Source organism: Kitasatospora sp. NPDC059160 (assembly GCF_042755465.1).
Classification (GTDB): domain Bacteria; phylum Actinomycetota; class Actinomycetes; order Streptomycetales; family Streptomycetaceae; genus Kitasatospora.
The window spans coordinates 1-4,064 of sequence record NZ_JBHZCN010000226.1 but is presented as its reverse complement, the minus strand read 5'-3'; the positions used below and the strand labels follow the sequence as shown (position 1 = coordinate 4,064).

The following is a 4,064-nucleotide window of genomic DNA, read 5'->3' as shown; positions in this document are numbered from 1 at the left end:
TCGTGGACGGCGGTCGACTCGGTGGCGGCGCGTCCGGCGCGCACCGCGGGCACGGTCGTCAAGGACGAGGGCGAGGGCGGCAAGCAGCTCGCCGCCTTCCTCGCCGACCAGAAGTTCATCTAGTCCGCCCCGCCCGTCAGCGCATCCAACGATCGATCAGGAGCAACGAATCATGGCTGAGATCCTGGTTCTGGTGGACCACGCCGATGGCGCGGTCCGCAAGCCGGCCCTCGAACTGCTGACCCTGGCCCGCCGTATCGGTGAGCCGTCCGCCGTCGTGCTGGGCGCGGGTGCCGCGGCCGCCGACATCGCCGCCAAGGCCGCCGAGTTCGGTGCCGCCAAGGTGTACGTCGCCGACGGCGCCGAGTTCGCCGACCAGCTGGTCGTCCCGAAGGTGGACGCCCTGGCCCAGATCGCCAAGGCCAACGACGTGGCCGCCGTCCTGGTCACGTCCTCCGGCGAGGGCAAGGAGGTCGCCGCCCGCGTCGCGCTGCGGATCGGCTCCGGCATCATCACCGACGCCATCGACCTGGAGGCCGGCGACGGCGGTCCGGTCGCGACCCAGTCGGTGTTCGCCGCTTCCTTCCAGGTGAAGTCCACGGTCACCAAGGGCGCCCCGGTCATCACCGTCAAGCCGAACGCCGTGGCCCCGGAGGCCGTCGCGGCCGCCGGTGCGGTGGAGAACGTGTCGGTGGAGTTCACCGGCAACGCCGCCAAGGTCACCTCGCGCACCCCGCGCGTCTCCACCGGCCGCCCCGAGCTGACCGAGGCCGCCATCGTGGTCTCCGGCGGCCGCGGCGTCGGTGCCGCCGAGGGCTTCGGCGTGGTCGAGGAGCTCGCGGACGCGCTCGGCGCGGCCGTCGGTGCCTCGCGCGCCGCCGTCGACGCCGGCTGGTACCCGCACAGCAACCAGGTCGGCCAGACCGGCAAGCAGGTCTCGCCGCAGCTCTACATCGCGGCGGGCATCTCCGGTGCCATCCAGCACCGGGCCGGCATGCAGACCTCGAAGACCATCGTGGCCGTCAACAAGGACCCCGAGGCCCCGATCTTCGAGCTGGTCGACTACGGCGTGGTCGGCGACCTGTTCCAGGTGCTGCCGCAGCTCACCACCGAGGTGAAGGCCCGCAAGGGCTGATCCCCGCGCGACGGGTCCCCAGGACCGGAGGGCGTGGTACCGGGTGCTCGGTACCGCGCCCTCCGTCGTCGTGCCCCGGGTCCCGGGGAGTGCCGAGCCGGCCCGTAGAGTCGGCCCGACGGCGCCCGGGCGCGGGAGCCTCCGGGGCGAACAGGGCGAGGACGAGGGCGAGGACCGAAGCATGGCACTGCTGACGGCACTTCACGGCGACCACGGCGACGCGGCGGACGCGCTGCGGATCGACGGCCGGACGCTCTCCCGGGAGGAACTGCTGGGCGCGGCGACCGCGGTGGCCGACCGGGTGGCCGGGGCCCCCGCGCTGGCGGTGCTCGCCCGGCCCACCCTGGAGACGGTCACCGCCGTGGTCGGCGGGCTGCTGGCGGGCGTCCCGGTGGTGCCGCTGCCGCCCGACTCGGGCCCCAAGGAGCGCGAGCACATCCTGCGGGACTCGGGCGCCGTGCTGCTGGCGCACGCGGCCGGGGAGGACGCGCCCGACGCCGGGCCGGTGGCGGCCCTGCCCGTCGACCCCGCCGAGCGGTCGGCGACCACCTACGCCGAACCGGCCGCCGACGCGACCGGTTTCGTGCTCTACACCTCGGGCACCACCGGCGCGCCCAAGGGCGCGGTGATCCGGCGGGCGGCGATCGCCGCCGACCTGGACGCCCTCGCCGCCGCCTGGCAGTGGACCGCCGAGGACACCCTGGTGCACGGGCTGCCGCTGTTCCACGTGCACGGGCTGCTGCTCGGCGTGCTCGGCGCCCTGCGCACCGGCAGCCGACTGGTGCACACCGGACGGCCCACCCCGGAGGGGTACGCGCAGGCGGGCGGCAGCCTGTACTTCGGCGTGCCCACCGTGTGGTCCCGGCTGGCGGCGGACCCCGCGGCGGCCGGGCGGCTGGCCCCGGCCCGGCTGCTGGTCTCCGGCAGCGCGCCGCTGCCCGTACCGGTCTTCGAGAAGCTGGCGGCGCTCACCGGGCACGCCCCGATCGAGCGCTACGGGATGACCGAGTCGCTGATCACCGTCAGCACCCGGGCGGACGGCGAGCGGCGCCCCGGCAGCGTCGGGCTGCCGGTGGACGGGGTGCGCACCCGGCTGGTCGGCGAGGACGGCGGGCCGGTGCCGTACGACGGGGAGAGCGTCGGCGAACTCCAGGTCAGCGGCCCCACGCTGTTCAGCGGTTACCTCAACCGGCCGGACGCGGACGCCGAGGCCTGGACGGCGGACGGCTGGTTCCGCACCGGGGACGTCGCGGTGATCGGGGCGGACGGCTTCCACCGGATCGTCGGCCGGGCCTCGGTCGACCTGATCAAGAGCGGCGGCTACCGGATCGGCGCGGGCGAGGTGGAGGCCGCGCTGCGCGACCACCCGGCGGTCGCCGACGCGGCCGTGGTCGGCGCGCCGGACGAGGACCTCGGACAGGTGATCGTCGCGTACGTCGTGCCGGACGGCGCCGTGACGGGGGAACAGCTGACGGCCTTCGTGGCGGAGCGGCTCTCGGTGCACAAGCGCCCGCGCCGGGTCGTGCTGGTACCCGAACTGCCCAGGAACGCACTGGGAAAGGTGTTGAAGAAGCAGCTCCTGACGGAGCACCGCGGCCACTGATGAGGGGGCGTCGGGACACGCCCGGCGGTGACGGGTGTTCACCCTGATGCGCCGTCGGGGCCCGGAGCCCGGGAAACCTTCCTTTGGCGCACTCCACTGCGCGCGGTGAGCGGACGCGTGCCTAACGTGACGAGCAGGCAGAACTGAATCCACGGGCGACATGCCGCGGCCCCCGGTCGCACGGCCGGGGGCCGCGGCACGTCGGACCGGGGACTGCCGAGGGTACGGACCGGCGCTGCCGGGGCGTACCGCGTGTCCGCAGCAGTTTCCGCAGCCGCCCTTCCGGCGGCCGTACGCCGCAGTGCGTTCGCAGCAGTGAAGGAAGTCAGCAGGGATGACCACCGTCAACACCGGCGCACCGGATGCCGCCGACGAACCGACCGGGCAGCACGCCCCCGCCGCCCGCCCCGCCACCGCCCGTCCTTCGCGGGCCGCGCGGATCCGCCGGGGGATAGGCATGGCGGCCGTGATCGCGGTCGGCGTGGGGACCATCGGCCTCGGCACCGGGGTGACGCCCGCCGCGGCCGAGAAGGCCCCGGCGCACGCCGGGTGGGACGGCTCGCGGTACTGGTTCAAGAACAGCCAGGGGCAGTGGCGCTGGACCACCCACTACAGCGTGTACGTGGCGCGGACCGGCGGCGGCAAGTCCTCGGCGGGGTCCTCGTCCTCCGCGAAGCCCGCCAAGTCCTCGAACGGCGGGATCAAGCAGGGCTGGGACGGCTCGCGGTACTGGTTCAGGAACAGCAAGGGGGAGTGGCGCTGGACCAGCCACTACGACATCTACCTGCAGCGGACCGGCGGTTCCCCGTCCTCCTCCGGCTCCTCGGGCTCCTCGGGGTCCTCCCACGAGGTGGCGGTGGACGGCGACGTCGAGACTGCGGTGGAGTACGCGCTCGCCCAGCTGGGCAAGCCGTTCCGGACGGCCGGCAACGGGCCGGACGGGTACGACTGCTCGGGCCTGGTGCAGCAGTCCTTCCGGCGCGGCGGCATCGACCTGCCGCGGGTGGCCAACGACCAGTACGAGGCCACCACGCCGGTCAAGGCGAGCCAGCTGCGCCGCGGTGACCTGCTGTTCTGGTCGCCGGACGGCACCGCGCGGGGCATCCAGCACGTGGCGATCTACCTGGGCAACAACCGGTACGTGGAGGCCGCGCGGCCCGGGACGCTGATCCGGATCTCCGGGATCAGCAGCGGGTACTACCCCGCGTTCATGGGGCGGCCGTAGCGCCCGGGGTGCGGGGCGTCCGGCCGGTGGGGCGGGCGCCCCCCACCCCCCCCCCCGTGACCCGGGTATCCAGGTGTACCGGCTGTGCCACTCCGGGCAGT

At 74.5% G+C, this 4,064-nt stretch carries 3 protein-coding genes and 1 pseudogene; all 4 read left to right on the top strand.

Translation table 11 applies throughout. From position 1 onward, the window contains the following. A pseudogene (locus tag ACFXOZ_RS42225) lies at positions 1–123 on the top strand (electron transfer flavoprotein subunit beta); the annotation flags it as partial. Between the two features lie 49 nt (positions 124–172). Then, on the top strand, positions 173–1,135 hold the full coding sequence (locus tag ACFXOZ_RS42220; protein WP_380595347.1) for an electron transfer flavoprotein subunit alpha/FixB family protein: 963 nt from the start codon (positions 173–175) through the stop codon (positions 1,133–1,135). A 181-nt stretch (positions 1,136–1,316) separates the two neighbouring features. Beyond that, positions 1,317–2,738: an acyl-CoA synthetase gene (locus ACFXOZ_RS42215; RefSeq protein WP_380595345.1), complete on the top strand. Its 1,422-nt coding sequence runs from the start codon at positions 1,317–1,319 to the stop codon at positions 2,736–2,738. 334 nt (positions 2,739–3,072) lie between these two features. Next, complete coding sequence (locus ACFXOZ_RS42210) at positions 3,073–3,963, top strand: C40 family peptidase (protein WP_380595343.1); 891 nt, start codon at positions 3,073–3,075, stop codon at positions 3,961–3,963. Positions 3,964–4,064: the final 101 nt, after the last annotated feature.

Coding starts and splice junctions, on each gene's coding strand:
- ACFXOZ_RS42220 (WP_380595347.1), top strand. CDS start 173: ATGGCTGAGATCCTGGTTCTGGTGGACCACGCCGATGGCGCGGTCCGC.
- ACFXOZ_RS42215 (WP_380595345.1), top strand. CDS start 1,317: ATGGCACTGCTGACGGCACTTCACGGCGACCACGGCGACGCGGCGGAC.
- ACFXOZ_RS42210 (WP_380595343.1), top strand. CDS start 3,073: ATGACCACCGTCAACACCGGCGCACCGGATGCCGCCGACGAACCGACC.